The following is a 15464-nucleotide window of genomic DNA, read 5'->3' as shown; positions in this document are numbered from 1 at the left end:
AAACCATGAATTACAAAGTCACCGTCCTCGGCCTGGGCGCCATGGGTCTGCCCATGGCTGCCCGGCTGGCAACCCAGCTGACCGTCCACGGCTTCGACATCGCCGAGCCGCGCCTGAAACTCGCCGAAGAAGCCGGCATTAAGACCTTCTCCTCCGCCCGTGAGGCGGCCGAGGGCGCCGACGCGCTGCTGCTGGCAGTGCGCAACGGGGAACAGCTGGACGACGTCCTCTTCGGCGAAAACGGCGTCGCCTCCGTGCTCAAGCCGGGCGCCGTCGTGATCCTCGGCAGCACGGTGGGCACCGACGCCATTCCGGCCACGGTCGCCCGTCTCGCGGAGTTCGGCGTCTCCCTGGTTGACGCCCCGCTCTCCGGCGGGCCGAAGCGTGCCGGCGAAGGGGACCTGCTGATCGTTGTCGGCGCCGAACCGCAGGCGCTGGAAACGGCCCGCCCGGTCCTGGAACTGCTTGCCTCCACCCTGACCGTCGTGGGCGACAAGCCCGGCGACGGCCAGGCCCTCAAAACCGTGAACCAGCTGCTCTGCGGCATCCACATCGCCGCCGCGGCCGAGGCGATGGCCCTCGCGGACGCCCTGGGCCTGGACCAGGCCAAGACCCTCGCGGCCCTGGAAGCCGGTGCCGCCGGTTCCTTCATGCTCTCCAACCGTGGCCCCCGCATCCTCGAGGCGTACACCGAAGACGGCGCCGAGGTCCTCAGCCGCCTGGACATCTTCGTCAAGGACATGGGCATCGTCGGCAAGGCCACCCGTGCCGCGGGCCTCGCCGCCCCGGTGGCCGCCGCCGCCGAGCAGCTCTACCTCCTGGGCCAGGCCCAGGGGCTCGCCGCGGCCGACGACTCCGCCGTCATCAAGGTCGTTGCCCCCACCAAGCGCACCGCCTGAGCCCGCACCACCCCAGATTCCCCAAACTCGACGACGGCGGATCCCCCCTTTCCGCCGTCGTCGGCGAAACACCCGGTCACTGGCTACAGTGACGTCAAAGGAGACACCCCCAGATGAACCCCCTGATCAACTCTTTGATGGTGCGGGCGGCCGACGTCGCGCCGATCAAACCGGCCGTGCAGCTCGGCACTCCGCTGCTGCTGACCATCGCGGCCATCGGCATTGCGATCCTGCTGGTCATGATCATCCGCTTCAAGATCCAGGCGTTTGTGGCGCTGCTGACGGTCAGCATCCTGGTCGCCGTGGCATCGACGATCCCGCTGAAAGACGTCTTCACGGTGGTCGCCACCGGTGTCGGCGGCACCATGGGCAAGGTCGCCCTGCTGATCGCCCTCGGCGCGATCCTCGGCCGCATGATCGAGGTTTCCGGCGGCGTGCAATCGCTCGCTGACCACTTCACCGCAAAGCTCGGCGCCAAGCGCGTCGCCGTCGCCCTCACCGGCGTCGGGTTCCTCGTCGCCATCCCCGTGTTCTTCGAGGTCGGCGTCATTGTGCTGGTGCCGATCGTCTATGCCTTCGCGAAGATCGCCAACGTGCACCCCGTCAAGTTCGGCCTCCCGATGGCCGGCATCATGCTGGCCATCCACGTGGCCGTACCGCCGCACCCGGGCATCGTGGCCGGAGCCGGCGTCTTCGGCGCGGACATCGGCCTCATCACGCTCATTTCGCTGATCATCTGCATCCCGCTGGGTTTCCTGTCCTACTGGGTGGCGTCCATCATGAACCGCAAGGACTACGAACTCCTGCCCGGAGTCAAGGCCCAGCTCGACGAATTCGGCTCCAAGGACATCATCCACGAGGGCCATGAGGGCAAGGACCACCACGTCGTCGCACCTCCCCGGCCCGGGCTGATCATCTTCCTTATTGCCGCCCCGATCATCCAGATCCTTCTCGGGACCGTCGGCACCCTGACGATCGACAAAGAGAGCTACTGGTACGGCGTGGCAGCGTTCGTCGGCAACCCCTTCTTCGCGCTGCTGGTCGCCGTCGGCCTCTCCTTCTTCCTGCTGGCCGTCCGCCGCCAGTGGTCCTTGCGCGAGACCGGCGAGATCTTCGAAGGCGCACTCCCGCCCATCGCCTCCATCCTCATGGTGGTCGCAGCCGGCGGCGTATTCGGCGAAGTGCTGCGCACCTCCGGCATCGGAGCGGCGCTGTCGGAGACCCTGGATCAGCTGGGCCTGCCCTTGATCGTCCTCGGATTCATCATCTCACTGGCCCTCCGTGCCGCGCAGGGTTCCGCAACCGTGGCCATCGTGACGACGGCGGGGCTGCTCACGTCCGCTGTCACTGCCGGCGGCTACACGCCGGCGCAAACCGCCGTCATCGTCATCGCGATCGGCTTCGGCGCCCTCGGGCTCTCCCATGTGACCGACGCCGGTTTCTGGACCGTGGTTCGGTACTACGGCCTGACCGTCTCGGACGGCCTCAGGACCTGGACCGTGCTCACCACCATCCTTGGCCTTGCCGGCTTTGCCCTGACCTTTGTGGCCTGGATCCTGGTGGGAGGCCTGAGCGCCTGATGCGTGTACGTCTCGATCACCTGGTCGCTTCAGCCCTCCAGCAGGGATCGGCCGTTCCGGCCTTCACCTGCTACGACTTCACCACAGCGCTTGCCGTAGTGGCGGCTGCTGAAGAATCCGGCCGCGGCGCCATCCTGCTGGTCTCGCCCAGCACGGCGGCCACGCCGAACGGACTCCGGCTGATCGCGGCGCTGCGCGGGCTCGCGGACTCCGCATCTGTCCCGGTCGCCGTACAGCTTGACCACGCCTCCGATCTCGGGGTGATCGTCGGCGCCGTCGCCGCCGGGGCCGACTCCGTCCTGGTGGACGGATCGTCGCTGGAGTACGAGGACAACATCGCCCTGGTCCAGGCAGCGCGGGCTGCGCTTGACGGTGCCGGCGGTGCCCGCTCGGAGGACGTAGTGATCGAGGCGGAACTCGGCGGCCTGGCCGGCGACGAGGACAAGGCCTTCGGGGCCGACGCCGAGGGCAGCGCCCCGGCGGCCGGACTCACCGACTCCGCGCAGGTTGAGGACTTCGTGGCCCGCACCGGGGCCCAGCTGCTGGCCGTGGCCGTGGGCAACGTCCACGGCCGGTACCAGGGCGAACCGGAGCTGCGGTGGGACGTGCTGCAGGACATCGCGGTGCGGACCCGCGTTCCCCTGGTGCTGCATGGCGCCTCGGGCATCCCCACCGCCGAGCTGGTCAAGGCCGCCGCCATGAACGTTGGCAAGGTCAACTTCAATACCGAGCTGCGCACCGGCGTCCTGGAAACCCTCGAGGCACGCACCGGGGCGCACCGGAAGGACGGCGAAAACCTGCAGGGACTGCTGGCCGAATGGGACGCCTCGGCGGGGACATTCGCGGCCACGGCGCTGGCCACGCTTTCCCGCTGACTCGGCACAACCGCTCCGGCACCGGGGGAGGCTAGGATCAGGAACATGATCCTGGCCTCCCTCGTTTTTGCGCTGCTTGCGGCCCTGCTGCACGTCTATATCTTCACCATGGAGTCCATCACCTGGACGCGGCCGGCCACGTGGAAGCGCTTCGGCGTGGCCTCGCAGGCGGACGCCGACACCACGCGGCCGCTGGCCTACAACCAAGGCTTCTACAATCTGTTCCTCGCCGCCGGCGCGCTGGCCGGCACCGGTGCGATCGCCCTCGGACACCCCGCAGTCGGGTGGACCCTGGTCTTCAGCAGTTGCGGATCCATGCTCCTGGCCGCGATCGTTCTCGCCCTGAGCGGACGCAAGTACCTCCGTGCGGCCGCCACGCAGGGTGCGACGCCGCTGCTCGCCGTCGTACTCGGCGTGCTGGGGTTGCTGACCGCCTGAACCCGCCGCAAAAGCAGGCCCGACGGCACTGGCCGCACGCCCGGACAAGGCCGACAATATAGGCAAATCAGAAGCGTTGACGCCCAACAGCCCATGCGGTGAGTTGGCAGGTTCCTTGGGGGCTCAATGGTTCCACGGCAGCCGGCGGGGAGCGGGCAGGCACTGCGGCCCGACCGCGACCTGGTGATCGACCTCGCCAGGTTCTTCTGCCTTGCACTCGTGGTGGTGTCGCACACCATGATGGTGAGCCCCGTGCTGCACCCGGACGGCACCGTGACCTCCGACAACACCCTCGGCAACCAGCACTGGTTCGAACCCGTGGTCTGGGTCCTGCAGGTCATGCCGCTGTTCTTCGTTGCCGGCGGCATCACCGGCCTGCAGTCCTGGCGCCGCCTCCGCGCCCGGGGCGGCAACACCTTCGACTACATGCAGGCGCGGATGCTGCGGCTCATCCGGCCCGCCGCAGTCCTGCTCGCCATCATGTTCACCGCGCTCTGGGCGGCGCTGCTGGCCGGGGTGGACCCGCAGGTCATCCAGTTGCTGGTGTCCGGGGCAGGCATGCCGCTGTGGTTCCTCGCTGCCTACCTCGCGGCCCAGCTGAACCTTCCGCTACTGGCCCGGCTGCACGCCCGCGCGCCCTGGCTGACCCTGGCGGGACTCACATCGCTGGTGATCGCCGTCGACTGCCTGCGGGGGGTGATGCCAATGCTGGCTTACCTCAACATGGTCTTCGTTTGGTGCGCCGTGCAGCAGCTTGGGTTCTTCCTCGCCGACGGGACGCTGGCCCGCGGGCGCATTGCGTTGGCGGGCATCGTCCTGGCCAGCAACCTGGTCCTGGGGCTGCTTGTGTGGCTGGGCCTGTACTCCGGGAACATGCTGGTGAACCTGAACCCGCCCAACCTGACCCTTTTGCTCCTCGGGATCTCGCAGGCCGCCACCCTGCAGCTCCTCCGGCCAGCGCTCACAAGAGTCGCATCCCTGACCTCGATGCGGCGGTTCATCGGGCTGGCCGGGCGGCGGTCCATGACGGTCTACCTCTGGCACCTGCCCCTGCTCGCGGCGTTGTCCGGACTGCTGGTGCTCACGGACTTTCCCCAGCCGGCGGGCGGAACCGCCGCCTGGTGGTGGGGGCGGCCGCTGGTGCTCCTGGCGCTGACCGGCCTGCTGCTGCCCGTAGTGGCGCTCTTCGGCCGGCTCGAGGAACGCCCGACGTCGCCCGGTACTGCCCGGTCCCGCCCGGCGGCCGCCGTGGTGACCGCCGCCGTCGTCGTCTTTGTCCCGGTGGCCGACGCGGCGCTCAACGGACTGACGCTGGGACTGCTCGGCGGGGGAGCGGCGTGCTTCGCGCTGGCCGTGCTGCTGCTGGGGCGGATCCCCGTCCGGCTCGTGGCCGGCCCTGGTCCCGCCGGATCGGGACCGCCATTGCCACGCCCGCCATTAAGTGCCAATGTCGAACCATGACGGAGAACTCGGCAGCCACTGAAGACACGTTCAGCCCGAACGTATCCACTACCCGGAATGATGAGCTGCACCGCTACGAGCTCCACGTCGGCGGGAAGCTGGCCGTCCAGATCCGCTTCATCGATGAACCGGGCCACGTGGACTTCATCCACACAGATACGGCCGAACAATTCCAGGGCCAGGGACTGGGCAAGGTCCTGGCGCACTTCGCGCTGGACGACGTGGTGGCGTCCGGCAAACGGATCATCCCCAACTGCCCCTTTATGTACCGGTACCTGCGCAAACACGACGCCTACAACCAGTACATCGACTGGCCGGAGCGGGCCCCGGCCGGAGCCTGACGCCGCACCGGCTCTCTCGGCAGGCCGCATGGGCGGCCTTTCTCTGCTTGTGACCGGACCAACAACGCCGTAAAGTTCTAGAAGAGTTATGCAGTTGGCTCTTGGACGTGTCCCTTTGGAGAACCCCATGAACCATAAACTGCGTGTGCTTGTCCGTGTGGATGTCGATCCCGGACACGTGACCCTCGAAGTCACCGGCTGCCTGACCCAATCAGACTTCCCCGCACTGCTGCACATCATGCGGCGCGCGGGCCGCCTCGGTGCAGGCGCCGATGTCGTCATCGACCTTCACGGCGCGTCCCACCTGGACCCGGAGATCCTGCTGCAGCTGAGGTCCATTGCCGATGCCAGCGGAGCTGCCCAGGAGCCGGGCGCCGGGTCCCCGGGCGGGACCGCCGCCGGAAATCAGCCGTTCCGCGTCACCATGGCGGAGCCCGCGGAGCTGCCGATCTGCCTGTTGCACGTCGGCTCCGACGGCGAAGTCCTCGCCGGCCTCGAGGGAGAACTCGCGGCGGTCCCGCTGCTTGCCCCCGCCGAGACCTTCGCCGAGTCCTTCGACGGCGGCCCCGGGGACGCCGCCGTCCCGGGGCAACTGAATCCGGGACTGGACGGGGCCTGCAGCCCGATCCCTGACGAGCTCAGCACCGTCAACGGGCTGACGCTCTCCGACTACTTCGAGGGGAGTCTTGACCCGGCCGCCACGGTCCGGGCCTTGTCCGACGTCGCGCTGGGCCAGCTGGCCGACGCCCTCTACCGGCACCTCGACACGGCCAGCCCGTCCTTCGGCGCGCACACCTGGTACGAGCTGGCCACCGAGGAGCTGCAGAACCGGCACCTGGGCGCTGCGGAGGACCCGGCGGAGGACGAGCTGGCCGCCGGGCAGGCTCTGGCGTAGCCCCGGGGGTTAGGCTTTCGCCATGACTTCACGTGCCGCGACACCTGCTGACACCACTGCCCTGATCACCGGAGCAACCGCCGGAATCGGGGCCGAATTCGCCCGCCAGCTCGCCGAAAAGGGGCACCACGTGGTGCTGGTGGCCCGCGACGCCACCCGGCTGCAGGCCACGGCGGAGGAGTTGGAGAAGCGGTACGGCATCCGTGCCGAAGTTCTCGCCGCGGATCTGACGGACGACGGCGGCGTGGCGGCCGTCGTCGCCCGGCTCACTGACCCGGCGCGTCCGGTGGAAATCCTGGTCAACAACGCCGGGATGGGCCTGCTGCGTTCCTTCGCGGAGAACGACATCGCTGACGAGACCAAGCACCTCAAACTGCACGTCGAGACCGCCATGCAGCTGACCCATGCCGCGCTGCAGGGCATGCTCAGCCGGCACTCCGGAAGGATCATCAACGTCGCCAGTGTGGCAGCGTTCCTTCCCCGGGGAAGCTACTCGGCGGCCAAAGCATGGCTTGTCAGCTTCAGCCGCGGGGCCAACCTGGCCTACTCCAAACAAGGTGTCACCGTGACAGCCGTCTGCCCTGGCTTCACCCACACCGAGTTCCACGACCGGATGGGCATGGACAAAACGGTAACGCCGCGCTGGATGTGGCTGCAGGCCGAACGGGTGGTCCGGGAAGGCCTCGCAGACAACGCGAAGGGCAAGGCCGTTTCCATCCCGACCAAGCGTTACAAGGTGCTGACCGCGGCCACCAGGATCCTCCCCGACCGGCTAGTGGCCGGGCCGCCCCGGCGCGCCAAGTAGGCAGCAGCGCCGGTGGCGTGCGGCATTGCGGTCCGCGCCACTCAGCCGCAATAGCCGGACACGCCAAAGGCCTGCCTCGGGTGATTCCCCAATGGGTAATCACGCAAGGCAGGCCTCAAAGGGCGGGACTTGACTACAGGTCCTGGGTTAGCCGTCCGGGCTCAGGATGAACCCGGACGTGCTGCCAGAGGGGCAAGCTCAGGCTTTGGCCGGAACCTTGTCGGTGTCACGCGCCGACGTCGGACCGGCGGCTGAATCAGCTGCCGCGGTGGTGAACGGCATATCCATCTCCACGAGGTCGATCAGCGGGTTCTCGTCCTGGTTCGCGACGATTTCCTTGGCCTCGGCCTGGGTGTCCACGCTGGGCATGGAGCCCGGCAGGGGGCGCTGGGCCGATTCCTTGAGGAAGTAGATCGCGATTGCACCGATCGCGGAGGTAGCCATCAGGTAGTAGGCCGGCATCATGTCATCGCCGGTGGCGCCGATGAGGGCGGCGACGATGAACGGGGTGGTGCCGCCGAAGATGGCCACAGAGAAGTTGTACGCGATGCCCATGGCACCGTAACGGCTCGCCGTCGGGAACTGCGCCGGAAGGGCCGAGGCCAGGTTGGCCACGTAGAACGTCACCGGGAAAGCGATCATGCCCAGACCCATAAGGGTGGACCAGATTTCTCCGATGCCGATCAGCATGAACGCCGGGGCGGCCAGGACCACGGTGCTGAGCGCACCGATCCACAGCACGGGGCGGCGGCCGATCCGGTCAGACAGCTTTCCGGTCAGCGGGATGCAGAAGCTCATGATGACCAGCACGGGGATGGTCAGCAGGGTGCCGTGCACGGGATCGTAGCCCTTGGACTCGGTGAGGTACGTCGGCATGTAGGACGTCAGGGCGTAGCCTGCGGTGTTCGCGGCTGCCACCACGATCATGGCAACGATGAGTGAACGCCAGTAGGCCTTCACAATGCCCACCGGGCCCTTGGAAGCGGCGGCGTCGGAGGCGGCGGCGTCCTTGGCGACGTTTTCCTGGGCGTCGAGGGTGGCCTGGAACTGCGGGGATTCCTCGATCTTGTTACGGAAGTAGATCGCGATCAGACCCAGCGGGCCGGCAATGAGGAACGGGATCCGCCAGCCCCACTCCTCCATGGCGGCCTGGCCCAGGGTCAGCTGCAGGCCGGAGACGAGGGCGGCGCCAAGGGCGAAACCGAGGTAGCTGCCCATGTCCAGGAAGCTGGCGAAGAAGCCGCGGCGCTTGTCCGGGGAGTACTCGCTCACGAAGGTGGTGGCACCGGCGTACTCGCCGCCGGTGGAGAAACCCTGGACGAGCTTGAGCAGGACCAGCAGGGCAGCTGCCCACATGCCGATCTGCGCGTAGCCGGGCAGCAGGCCGACGGCGAAGGTGCTCGCAGCCATCAGCATCAGGGTCCAGGCGAGGACCTTCTGGCGGCCCACCTTGTCACCGAGCCAGCCGAAGATGACTCCGCCGAGGGGGCGGGCAATGAAGGTGGCGGCGAAGGTGCCCAGCAGGAACAGCGTCTGAACGCTCTTGTCCGCCTCGGGCAGGAACACCGGTCCCATGGTGGTGATCAGGTAGCCGAACACGCCGACGTCGTACCACTCCATGGTGTTACCCACGATGGTGCCGCCGAGTGCTTTCTTGAGCATCGGCTTGTTGACGACGTTGACGTCGGACTCTTTGAGTCGACGCCGCGTCCGCAGCCTTGGTTTCTTTACACCCGTGGGTGCAGCTTGGTAGGTTCCGCTGGCGTTCATCACGCCTGCTGAAGAGTCGGTCGTGCTTCGGTCTTTGGGCATTTGGGCCGCTCCTAAGGAGGTCATTTGCTTGCGACTTGTAGCTGCCCCGCTCTGGGCAGGCTTTCAATTTTACGTGATTTCTATGGTGTTTCCGAGTTTGGTGCCGTATGATCCGGTGTTTCGGCCCCGGGAAGGGGCTCATTGGCGGATTTCTTTTCCGCTGTTTCGCCGCGCCAATGCTGGGAAACCCCGGCCTGCACCGGGGCGGGCGCAAAGTTTTTCCCCAGAGGGCGGCCTGGAGCCGGTTTTTCGGCCCGAAACAGGCCTCGGGGATGCCCGCTGCACCGCGAAAAAGGGGTACCCGCGGGAGCCGGAATGCGCTTAGGGTTGGAGTCAGCGCAGCACTGATCAAGAAGCCGCACAAGGAGAACAGTCCATGACTGGCAAAGACACGAAGAACAGCAGCAACAGCGGAGCCGAAGGGGACGGCAAGCCCCAGGCCAAGGAGGGTCAGGGGAAGGGCATCAAGTCGCGCCTCACCGACGCCCAGAAGGAGATGCTCGCCAGCAAGTCCCGGGGCGGCGCCGGCTCACAAAGCGTCGGCCACAGCCACAAGCCCACGCACGTCAGCGGCAAGCAGGGTCCGACGGAAAAGAAAGTCCGCTGGTAGCCCTACAGACATCGCACGCGGGCCGACCTAGGATAGTTGGACACTTCATTTCACAGCTTAATTCGACGGCGTAATTCGACAGCCTGATTCGATAGCGGAAGGAAGAGCAATGGCGGAACACCAGTTCGGAGACGACATTAATCCCGAGGTAGCCAGTCATCTGGCGGAGTCCATGGATGAGGCGCCCGGCCCGGAAACGAAACGCCCCGCCCCGCCTTCCGCAGCCGAAGGGAAACAGTGGCCGGACGGCAACGGCAAGCACCGCCACCCCAAGGAGCACGACGTCAGGCATGGCCGCCTGGCGCAGGGGGCCGCGGTGAACGCGGTTCACCGGATCACCCCGCCGGACACCCCGCACTCCTCCTGACCACAGCCGGCGGCTCAGGGCCGGCGGCGACAGCCCCCACCAGCAGCCCGGGACGGTCCGCAAGGATCGTCCCGGGCTTTTCGCTGCCCTCAGCCGTCCTCCACCACCACGTCCGCCGGTGTCTTATCCAAGCGCCAGCCGCGCCAGACCGGGTGCCGGAGCTTTCCGCTCCCGGTCCATTCCCCGTAGGTGACCTCTCCAACGAGCCGGGGGCTCACCCAATGCGCGTCCGAGGCGTCGGCCGCCGGCACCTCCTCGAACGGCGAGGTCTTCCGCGGCAGGGAATCGAGCTGCTGGCGGAGTTCAGCCAGCTCGCGGGTGCTGAAGCCGCTGCCGACGCGGCCGACGTAGCGCAGCCTGGAGCCGTCCGGAATCCCCAGCAGCAGTGAGCCCACCGACTGTCCGCGCTCGCCCTTGCCCGGCCGCCAGCCGCCGACCACCACTTCCTGGGTGCGTTCGAACTTGAGCTTGAGCCAGGACCTGCTGCGCTGCCCGACATAGCGGCCGTCCGTGCGCTTGGCCATCACGCCCTCGAGCCCCAGCTCCTCGGCGCTTTCGAGGATGTGCCGGACATCGCCGTCGATCACCCCGGAGAGCTCCACCGGACAAGCGGACGGAGTGAAGAACGCTTCCAGCCTGGCCCGGCGATCGCCGAGCGGAAGATGGCGGAGGTCCTTGCCGTGCTCCGACAGGAGGTCGAACAGCATCAGCCGCACCGGCGTCGACGCCCGCGCCTTCGCGACGTCGGAGGCCCTGGTGAGCTTCATCCGCCCCTGCAGCAGCCCGAAGTCCGGCCGCCCCGAGGGGCCGACGGCGATGATCTCGCCGTCGGCGATAAACTCCTGCTCCGGCCAGCAGGAGCGATCCGTCAGTTCGGGATACGAGGCCGTCATGTCGTTGCCGTTGCGGCTGATCAGGCGGATCTTCTGCGCGTCCCCGAGGACCAGGGCCCGCACGCCGTCCCACTTGAGTTCAAACTGCCAGTCCTTGTCCGGCAGGTCGGCGGTGGTTCCGGAGCTGGCCAGCATGGGACTGAACTCCTCCGGAGCCGGAGCCGGAGCCGGAGCCGGAGCCGGAGCCGGAGTCGGGGCCGGAGTCGGGGCCGGGGCAGCGGGCTGGCCGGGCGCCGTCGCCGTCGGCGGCTCCTCCGGCGGCGGGGCGGTGTGCCCCTTCGTCGCGCCGAGCGGGTCCATCAGGTGGATGAGCCACTGGTCATCGCCCCGGCCGGTGTGGATCAGCGCGTACCTGCGGGCGCCGCCCAGGCCGCCGTCGTCCTGTCCGGTGAGGGTGGCAATGACCTCCTTGCCCGCGATCCACTTCTCGACCTCGTAGTACCCGCTGTCCCAGATGCTCATGGTCCCGGCGCCGTACTGGCCCTTGGGGATGGTGCCTTCGAAGTGCAGGTAGTCCAGCGGATGGTCCTCGGTCTGGACCGCGAGGTGGTTTTTGGCCTTGTCGGTGGGGACGCCTTTGGGCAGCGCCCAGGACACCAGGACGCCGTCGCGCTCCAGCCGGAGGTCGAAGTGCAGCCGGCTGGCGTGGTGTTCCTGGATGACGAACTTCTCCCGGACGGTGCCGCCGTCGGGGTCGGTTTTGGACCGTTCCGCCGTAAACGGCTCCGGGGTCGAAGCCGCGTCCCGCTTGGCACGGTACGTCTCCAGCCGCGGGTCGGTGTCGCCGCCGTCGCCGGCCGGTTCCCCGGAGAGGTCGTCCGGATGGCCGTCCGGCGCGGCCGCCGGCCGGCCCCGGCCGGAGATGGCAGCGAAGGGATCCTTGCCGGATTTCACCCGCTTCACCACCTCCTGGTAGTCGAGCTGGTGCAGGGTCGGCGAGTTGAGGTCTCGCCAGGTCCGGGGCGCCGCGACTGTCGGCCGGAGCCGCCCGCGCAGGGAATAGGGGACGATGGTGGTCTTCGCCGCGCTGTTCTGGCTCCAGTCCACCAGGACCTTGCCGGCGCGAAGGGTCTTCTTCATGTCGCTGACGGCCAGCTCCGGGTGGTCCGCTTCCAGGGCGCGGGCCAGTTCGTGGGCGAACCCGGAGATCTGCTCGGATTCCTTCGTGCCGTCCAGGGCGGCGTACAGGTGGATGCCTTTGCTGCCGCTGGTCACGGGTACGGGATCCAGGCCCACATCCTGCAGGATGGCGCGGGCGAGCTTCGCGACCTCGACACATTCGGCCAGCCCGGCACCTTCGCCCGGGTCCAGGTCCAGCACCAGCCGGTCCGGCGGCATCTGGTTCCCGTGGGAATCCACGCGCCATTGCGGCACATGGATCTCGAGGGCAGCGATCTGGGCGAGCCAGGCCAGCGTGGCGCGGTCGTTGACCAGCGGGTACTGGATGGTCCGTTCCTTGTGGGAGATGGAGGCCCGCGGCACCCACCCCGGCGTCGAATGGTCCAGGTTCTTCTGGAAAAACATCTCGCCCGGTGCATCGGCCGTCCCCACGCCGTGTACCCAGCGTTTCCGGGTGGCCGGGCGGTTCGCGGCGGCCGGGATCAGCACGTGCGCCACCGCGGCGTAGTAGGCCAGCACGTCGGCCTTGGTGGTTCCGGTCTCCGGATAGAGGACCTTGTCCAGGTTGGTGATCACCAGTTCGCGGCCGCCGACCCGGACCCGCTCCCTGGTGCTGGCCGGCGTGGTTTCAGCCAAAGGGCTTCACCTCCCCGCAACTGTGATGTTCACTTGATCCATGAGAGCCATCTGGAAAGGCGCCATAGCGTTCGGGCTGGTCAACGTGCCCGTCAAGGTCTACAGCGCGACCGAGGACCACGACATCAGCCTCCACCAGGTCCACAACGCCGACGGCGGACGGATCCGCTACCAGCGCCGCTGCGAGGTCTGCAGCAAGATCGTGGACTACGAGGACATCGACAAGGCCTACGAGGACGACGGCCGCACGGTGGTCCTCAGCCGCGAGGAGCTCAAGTCCATTCCGGCCGAGAACAGCCACGAGATCGACGTCGTGCAGTTTGTGCCGGCCGACCAGCTCGACCCGATGTCGTTCGAGAAGAGCTACTACCTTGAGCCGGACTCCAAGTCGCCCAAGGCCTACGTCCTGCTGCGCCGGGCGCTGGAAGACACCGACCGGGTGGCGATCGTCCAGTTCGCCCTGCGGGACAAGACCCGGCTGGGGGCCCTGAGGATCCGCGGCGACGTGCTGGTGCTGCAGGCGCTGCTCTGGGCCGACGAGGTGCGGGAGGCCAGCTTCCCCTCCCTCGAGACCACCATCCGCATCTCCGCGCAGGAACGTGAAATGTCCGCCGCGCTGGTCGACTCGATGGCAGCGGACTTCGAACCGGGCCAGTTCACCGACGACTACCAGCTCCAGCTGCGCCAGCTCATCGAGGCGAAGCTGGAGAAGGGGGAATCGCTGGACACCGAGGAGACCTTCGGCGTCCCGGCTGCCGAGGCCGGCAGCGGCGAGGTGATCGACCTGATGGAGGCACTCAAGCGCAGCCTGGAGAAGAAACGCGGGGGAGGAGCAGCGCCCGGGGACGGCTCCGCCAAGCCCGCCGCCAAGTCCTCCGCCCGGTCTTCCACAACCGCCGCGAAGCAGACGGCGGCCAAGGCTGCACCGAAGACTGGCTCCCGGACTGCGCCCAAGACCGCCGCCAAGGCCGGGGCGGCCACTGCGGCGAAGACCGCCGGCACGAAGGCCGCGGCCCCGAAGGCAGCCGCGAGGAGCGCGCGGAAAGAGGCCTGAGCCGTTGGGGGTCAGGCCGGCGGCCACCGGAATCAGGAGTCCCTGAGCGCGGAAATGAGCTCGCTTTTCTTCTTCGCCGAGTAGCCTTTGAGGCCGATCTCCTTGGCGCGTTCCTTCAGTTGCGCGACGGTCCAGTCGTCGTAGTCCCCGGCCTTCCCGCCCTTGCGGCCCACGGCTGACCGGCCCTTCGCGGCCGCGGCGTTGGAGATGCGGGCGGCCTTCTGCTTCGACGCCCCGTCCTCCAGCAGCGCTTCGTAGACCTCCGGGTCCTTGATGCTGGGATTCTCGCTGCCCCGCGGGCATGGCTATCTCGGCAGCCGGGTGTCGGGTCCGCCGGCGGACTCGTCTACTTCGCCCCGGGCAACCGAGGACCGCCATTCGCCGGTTTCGATGCCGCGGGATTCTATGAACTCCTTGAAACGGCCCAGGTCCGCCGTGACCTGGCGGCTGTCCGCGCCGACGGCCGAGCCGGCCTTTTCCACGAGCCCCTCGGGCTCCCATTCGAGTTCGACATTGACGCGGGCGCGCTCGGCCCCGAGGGATTCGAAGGTCACGGTTCCGGCGTTGCGGGGCTTGTCGGTGCTGACCCACGCGATTTTCCGGTCGGGGGTCTGCTCGGTGATCTGCGCTAGGTACTCGCGCCGGACACCGGCAATGTCGGTGCGGAAATGGAGGGAGGTCTCGTCGATCTGTTCGACGGCCTCCACGCCCTTCATGAACTCGGGGAAGGTCTCGAACTGCGTCCATTGGTTGTACGCGGTGGATACGGGAACGTCGACTTCAATGCTGTGCTGCACGGTTGCCACGGGTGTCTCCTTCGGCCGGGAACAGGTCCTGCGGCGGGCCACGGTAGTGGTGCCGCGGTTTCCAAACTATCGGCGTCGCAGGGCTGTGACAAGCATGTACTAAGTCTGCTTAGTACTGCGTGGGTGGGAGTCGGCTGCCGGCTCCCTGTCCGTGTGCCGGCACCCGGAGTAGTCTCGGTGCCGGGCGGGCTGCCGCCCGGCACCGAGGAAGGGAAGCCATGGCAGACGACTATGTGGCGACGTCGACCGTCACCATCGATGCTCCGCCGGCGCGGGTCTGGCAGGTGATCACCGATCCGGCGGCTGTGGAGGAGTTCATGTTCGGGACGGAGCTTGTCACGGGCTGGACGGTGGGCGGACCGATCGTGTGGCGCGGCGAGTGGGAGGGCAAAAACTACGAGGACAAGGGCGAAATCCTCGAGATGGAACCCGGGCGGCGCCTGGTTCACACCCATTTCAGCCCCCTTGGCGGCCGCGAGGACGTTGCGGCGAACTACCACACACTGACCTGGACCCTCGAAGACCTGGGCGTGACGACGCGGCTCACGCTCTCGCAGGACAACAACGCCAGCGCCGAGGCCGCGCAGCACTCCCAGGGGATGTGGGACCGGCTCGTGGCTGACGTCAAGAACATCGCGGAACGGGCGTAAGGGAGTCCTTAAACAGGCGCGGCCGCCGTCCGGCCCGTCCCCGGCAGGGAGGCGCGGCCGCCGTCCGGCCCCTCCCCCGCACGGCGGAATCTTCGTCTTCTTCGCGATCGACAACTTCCTGATGTTCGTCGTCGCCATCGCGGCCGGAACCGTCGTGAGTGCCTTCGCAGTGATCGGGCTCAAGCGCTACGCGGTTAAGAAGCCGGTTGATACGGTGGAGCAG

At 67.8% G+C, this 15464-nt stretch carries 16 protein-coding genes; 12 read left to right on the top strand and 4 right to left on the bottom strand.

The features are described from left to right. The first annotated feature begins 5 nt into the window (after positions 1 to 5). From AB4Y67_RS12050 to AB4Y67_RS12015, 8 genes are all read left to right on the top strand, one after another. On the top strand, positions 6 to 899 hold the full coding sequence (locus tag AB4Y67_RS12050) for an NAD(P)-dependent oxidoreductase (protein WP_441406013.1): 894 nt from the start codon (positions 6 to 8) through the stop codon (positions 897 to 899). A 113-nt stretch (positions 900 to 1012) separates the two neighbouring features. Beyond that, a complete protein-coding gene (locus tag AB4Y67_RS12045; protein ID WP_441406012.1) occupies positions 1013 to 2479 on the top strand; it encodes a GntP family transporter in 1467 nt (488 codons plus the stop codon). Further along, on the top strand, positions 2479 to 3354 hold the full coding sequence (locus AB4Y67_RS12040; RefSeq protein ID WP_441406011.1) for a class II fructose-bisphosphate aldolase: 876 nt from the start codon (positions 2479 to 2481) through the stop codon (positions 3352 to 3354). Before AB4Y67_RS12045 ends, AB4Y67_RS12040 begins: the two co-directional genes overlap by 1 nt. Positions 3355 to 3399: 45 nt before the next feature. After that, the gene (locus AB4Y67_RS12035) at positions 3400 to 3792 is read left to right on the top strand and encodes a DUF1304 domain-containing protein (RefSeq protein ID WP_441406010.1); all 393 of its coding nucleotides are present in this window, start codon (positions 3400 to 3402) and stop codon (positions 3790 to 3792) included. A 126-nt stretch (positions 3793 to 3918) separates the two neighbouring features. Beyond that, entirely contained in the window at positions 3919 to 5253 is a 1335-nt protein-coding gene (locus AB4Y67_RS12030) for an acyltransferase family protein (RefSeq protein WP_441406009.1), read from the top strand. After that, positions 5250 to 5594, top strand: coding sequence for a GNAT family N-acetyltransferase (locus AB4Y67_RS12025; protein ID WP_441406008.1), 345 nt, complete (start codon positions 5250 to 5252; stop codon positions 5592 to 5594). The genes AB4Y67_RS12030 and AB4Y67_RS12025 overlap by 4 nt, the downstream gene beginning before the upstream one ends. 127 nt (positions 5595 to 5721) lie before the next feature. Continuing rightward, positions 5722 to 6489, top strand: coding sequence for a hypothetical protein (locus AB4Y67_RS12020; protein ID WP_441406007.1), 768 nt, complete (start codon positions 5722 to 5724; stop codon positions 6487 to 6489). Positions 6490 to 6511: 22 nt separating this feature from the next. After that, on the top strand, positions 6512 to 7294 hold the full coding sequence (locus AB4Y67_RS12015; RefSeq protein ID WP_441406006.1) for an SDR family NAD(P)-dependent oxidoreductase: 783 nt from the start codon (positions 6512 to 6514) through the stop codon (positions 7292 to 7294). Between the two features lie 198 nt (positions 7295 to 7492). Here the strand turns inward: AB4Y67_RS12015 and AB4Y67_RS12010 are convergent, their stop codons facing one another. After that, positions 7493 to 9106: an MFS transporter gene (locus AB4Y67_RS12010; protein ID WP_441406005.1), complete on the bottom strand. Its 1614-nt coding sequence runs from the start codon at positions 9104 to 9106 to the stop codon at positions 7493 to 7495. 376 nt (positions 9107 to 9482) lie between these two features. Here AB4Y67_RS12010 and AB4Y67_RS12005 point away from each other — a divergent pair, with 376 nt between their 5' ends. Beyond that, positions 9483 to 9716: a hypothetical protein gene (locus AB4Y67_RS12005; RefSeq protein ID WP_441406004.1), complete on the top strand. Its 234-nt coding sequence runs from the start codon at positions 9483 to 9485 to the stop codon at positions 9714 to 9716. A 109-nt stretch (positions 9717 to 9825) separates the two neighbouring features. Further along, positions 9826 to 10083, top strand: a complete 258-nt coding sequence (locus tag AB4Y67_RS12000; protein ID WP_441406003.1) for a hypothetical protein — start codon at positions 9826 to 9828, stop codon at positions 10081 to 10083. A gap of 89 nt (positions 10084 to 10172) precedes the next feature. Here AB4Y67_RS12000 and AB4Y67_RS11995 read toward each other — a convergent pair whose 3' ends face one another. After that, on the bottom strand, positions 10173 to 12731 hold the full coding sequence (locus tag AB4Y67_RS11995) for an ATP-dependent DNA ligase (RefSeq protein ID WP_441406002.1): 2559 nt from the start codon (positions 12729 to 12731) through the stop codon (positions 10173 to 10175). A gap of 40 nt (positions 12732 to 12771) precedes the next feature. Here AB4Y67_RS11995 and ku point away from each other — a divergent pair, with 40 nt between their 5' ends. Then, entirely contained in the window at positions 12772 to 13785 is a 1014-nt protein-coding gene (gene ku, locus AB4Y67_RS11990) for a non-homologous end joining protein Ku (RefSeq protein WP_441406001.1), read from the top strand. A gap of 32 nt (positions 13786 to 13817) precedes the next feature. Here the strand turns inward: ku and AB4Y67_RS11985 are convergent, their stop codons facing one another. Continuing rightward, on the bottom strand, positions 13818 to 14060 hold the full coding sequence (locus tag AB4Y67_RS11985; RefSeq protein WP_441406095.1) for a DUF7218 family protein: 243 nt from the start codon (positions 14058 to 14060) through the stop codon (positions 13818 to 13820). A gap of 30 nt (positions 14061 to 14090) precedes the next feature. Further along, positions 14091 to 14591, bottom strand: a complete 501-nt coding sequence (locus AB4Y67_RS11980; RefSeq protein WP_441406000.1) for an SRPBCC family protein — start codon at positions 14589 to 14591, stop codon at positions 14091 to 14093. Positions 14592 to 14809: 218 nt separating this feature from the next. Between AB4Y67_RS11980 and AB4Y67_RS11975 the strand changes: the two genes are divergently transcribed. Further along, a complete protein-coding gene (locus AB4Y67_RS11975; protein WP_441405999.1) occupies positions 14810 to 15241 on the top strand; it encodes an SRPBCC domain-containing protein in 432 nt (143 codons plus the stop codon). Positions 15242 to 15464: the final 223 nt, after the last annotated feature.

This window comes from Arthrobacter sp. YAF17 (assembly GCF_052113365.1).
GTDB lineage: Bacteria > Actinomycetota > Actinomycetes > Actinomycetales > Micrococcaceae > Arthrobacter.
The sequence above is the reverse complement of the archived record's forward strand: the minus strand, read 5'-3'. Positions and strand labels throughout refer to the sequence as shown.